Below are 3,570 nucleotides of genomic sequence, written 5' to 3'. Positions count from 1 at the left end.
CAGCACAGAAATAATCCATGATAACTCAGACCTTTTTAATGAAAATTTCACAGCCCAGAGCTGCTAGACCTTCTCCACGTCTCACTGTCCAGCTCATCTCACTAAGATCGCAGCCATATAAAAAATCGGTGATACCGGCTAATGTGAATTTTTCTTCTGTGGACATAGCTGCCACACCGCATTCACGACGTGATTGGTTAAAAACACCCAGTGCTGTTTCTTCTGCATCAGCTAGGGGTTCATGGATGATAATACGACCGCCGCGATCTAAAACACGGCACAACTCCTGTAATCCTTTTTTAGGTTCAGCCCAGTGATGAATTACGGAACGGGCATAAATCATTGAAAAGGAGTTATCGGGAAACGGTAAATTGCTGACGCTGGCTTCAATGATGTTGAATGCATGCTGGTATTTTAACTCGGTACATTTTTTAACACAAAACTGAACCATACGGGGATCAATATCAACCCCGTAAAAGAAATAGTCTGTGAGTTTTTGGGAGCGGTAAAGCTTGAAAAGCATGTGGCCAGTTCCCATGCCAATATCGAGAATTTTTTCTTCGCAGAAGTAACACCAGATGCTTCTTCCAGAACTCTTTCCATCAAATACGCATTCCACGGTGATGTACCTTCAGTAGCATACCTTTCATAGTGCTCAGGGGTGATATTTACCAGTAAATCATTCATCACATATTCCTCTAAATGAAGCTAGTTATGGCATTGCCATAAACTCGTTAAAAACTAACTGGGTATAGAAACGGTTACGTCCTCATATAAGAGGTCATCTAAAATAATTGATTGCAAACATGCATCCAGCAAAACAACGGTTATCACAGATTGACAAAGATAATAGCAGTTACAAATAAACGTCATCCCTTTAAACACAAATGTATTCCCAACGTACCGAAAAACACATCGCGTCCTGTCATGTTCAACTAAAAAGTAATCATTTATATCAAAAGTACACGCCGAGATGGCGCATAATGCCTTATACAAGCTCTCCATGCAGCTAAATATTGTGGTGCATAGCCGATTATCCAGCACCTGCCCTTCTGGAAAGTTCGCGCATTTTTCACAGTAATCTAGCATAAATGGCCTCGGTAGTTTTTTTTCTCAATAAATTCGATATCAACCACGACAGACTGAATCCGCGGATCATTATTAAGCAACATAATACTTTTACTCCGTCCATGGCTCACAGAACTGTGTGACATCTTTACATCTGGCAAAATCCGTTTAAATATATCGATAAAAAGTACCTTCGCCATTTCACGGTGCAATATCACTCTCGATGTACGTCTCGTCGATACAGGCAAATAACGATGAAGCCTATCAATAGCTAAAAAATAGGTATAAAAAGAATGGCTCACAATGCACAGATAATTGTTTGCACGGCGATTAACATACACTCTGCTCATACCATGAGCTTTATCTACACGGTACATTTTATTTTCCCTGTATTTGTCGTGGCAATTTTTCTGATATTTACTTTAAATGCATACTGATACCATTTATCAGTCAATAGTTTAGTAACGACTTTAACCTGCTCACTATTTGCCGACATATCAAGGTTGAGATAAAGATCGCCGTTCTGTGCTTTTGAAAAGTAATGCCTTAAACATCCGGCATACTTAATAATGTCATTTGAGATCAGTTGAACTGGGATAAACTTACCATTGTGTTTAAATTCATTAACGGCTCTGGCTATCCAGTAATAGCATTCGGATTCATCTTTAACAAACAGGTCGCCGGAATCAAACCATTCATCACGCGGCTTTAATTGCAAGGAACTATCAACATAACCATCACACGCGAAAGGCGTTTTATAAAACGTACGGCGCACTGAATCAGAAGCATCCGCCCGATCAATGGGGCGCAAATCAATTTTTATATCACTCACCAAAGCCTTACCCGGCGCTACAACGCCATATTTACTGGTTCTTTCAATCGTGTAGCGAACAGATCTTATTATGAAACAAGCGCGGTCCGGATTCGGTCTGACCGAAGTTATTCCATAACGTCGTACATGATGAGAGGATACCCGATGCTTGTACGGTGAGCAAACGATCGGATGCATTCAAGATATTTTGCACATGGATTCGGCTTTTGGTAAAAATTGTCGCTTACTACCAGCATCCAGTCACCGATTAAAGGCAAGTTGGTAATGCTATAGTGCGAAACGAGTTCACCAATATTACTTATTTGAAATTTTTCAAATACCAGTTTGCTATCCGATAAGAAGGCACATAGCATAGTAGAGAGACCATACATATACTGCACTGGGAAATAACACATGAGCAATCTTCATTACTTAGTCCAAGAGATTGGCTCACCGCGATGGCATTCTCAATCAGAATATTTTCATGATATTGAATCAACTTGGGTTTACTGGTTGTTCCGGAGGTACAAAAATAGAAATGCGCGCACGGATATGCTGTAAAATCAGCCAGATTTTCGTTCACAGTTGAAAGACAGTGATCAAACGCGATATTAATCCGGTGACTGATGATATTAATATCCCTGACTTCATGGCTCATTACAACAGCCGCAATGCAATCAGCATCAACCAGTATATCAACAATGTCTAAATCATGAATACTGACGATCCAAGCTTTCAATTTTAGCACAGACGCAACAAAATAGCTAATCATGCCTTCGAAATTATTTCTAATCACAAAAACAAACAGCTTATTTTGCTCCCCTTGCGGGCGATCACGACAATATCTAACTACTGTATCTGCACACCCTTTTGTCATCATGCTGACATCCTCTGCCGAATAATGACTGTGATGACAAATCACTTGCCAGTTTCTTTCTAATAAGGAATATATTGTTAGCATGAGGTGTCCCTTACAGATATTGTGGATTCCCTAAAACCAAGCTGCTTGCGCCACCGCCCATACCAAATGAGTTTTTCAATGCGTATTTAAGCGGTCGGTACTGATGCTCCCTCACAAGCGCAATACCAGCGGGCAATTGAGGATCGATTTCATCACAATTCAAAATTTTGGGCAAAACATTGTTCCGAAAAGAAACCAGTACACCCAAAATTTCCATCGCACCGGCAGCAGCAATCAGATGCCCGTGCCAAGATTTTGTCGCCACAATCGCCGGGTTGTGCGCGCCAAAAACCGTTCTGATTGCACTGGCTTCGTGCTGATCATTTTGTACTGTCGATGTCCCATGTGCATTCACAAAATCAATAGCGGTACGGTCAACATCCGCATGTTCGATGGCCCGCTCCATCGACAGTTGCATTTCGAGATCATCTTTATGCGGCGCTACAATATGCTGTGTGCAAAGTGCACCGCCGTAACCCAATAAATAGGCCAACGGCTCACGCTGCCGCGCCAATACGTTAGATAATTTTTCAATAACAAACAGACCTGCACCCTCCGCTAAAACAAATCCGCTACGATGCCGGTCAAAAGGCCGCGAACGCCGTGGTCCACTGTAGTTTTGATCAGTCGATATCACTCCCATTCCTTCTAATCGTGCAAGGTATAAAATCCATTATTGCACCACCATCTTTACGCTTAATAAAAATGCAAGACAGTTTCTATCAACCTA

5 protein-coding genes are annotated in these 3,570 nt (G+C 41.4%); all 5 read right to left on the bottom strand.

The features are described from left to right. Positions 1-25: 25 nt before the first annotated feature. Positions 26-619 carry a methyltransferase domain-containing protein gene (locus ACFIL8_RS08390; protein ID WP_375681466.1) on the bottom strand — a complete coding sequence of 198 codons (594 nt, stop codon included), beginning with the start codon at positions 617-619 and terminating at the stop codon, positions 26-28. A gap of 463 nt (positions 620-1,082) precedes the next feature. Further along, positions 1,083-1,445 carry a hypothetical protein gene (locus ACFIL8_RS08385; protein ID WP_375638573.1) on the bottom strand — a complete coding sequence of 121 codons (363 nt, stop codon included), beginning with the start codon at positions 1,443-1,445 and terminating at the stop codon, positions 1,083-1,085. Continuing rightward, positions 1,433-1,900, bottom strand: a complete 468-nt coding sequence (locus ACFIL8_RS08380) for a hypothetical protein (protein ID WP_375638575.1) — start codon at positions 1,898-1,900, stop codon at positions 1,433-1,435. Before ACFIL8_RS08380 ends, ACFIL8_RS08385 begins: the two co-directional genes overlap by 13 nt. Positions 1,901-2,198: 298 nt before the next feature. Further along, complete coding sequence (locus tag ACFIL8_RS08375) at positions 2,199-2,840, bottom strand: hypothetical protein (protein ID WP_375681465.1); 642 nt, start codon at positions 2,838-2,840, stop codon at positions 2,199-2,201. A gap of 10 nt (positions 2,841-2,850) precedes the next feature. Beyond that, the gene (locus tag ACFIL8_RS08370) at positions 2,851-3,477 is read right to left on the bottom strand and encodes a hypothetical protein (RefSeq protein ID WP_375638579.1); all 627 of its coding nucleotides are present in this window, start codon (positions 3,475-3,477) and stop codon (positions 2,851-2,853) included. Positions 3,478-3,570 lie beyond the last annotated feature (93 nt).

The sequence above is a fragment of the Bartonella sp. AP57NXGY genome (assembly GCF_042195805.1).
GTDB lineage: Bacteria > Pseudomonadota > Alphaproteobacteria > Rhizobiales > Rhizobiaceae > Bartonella.
This window is presented reverse-complemented; position numbering and strand designations above follow the sequence as displayed.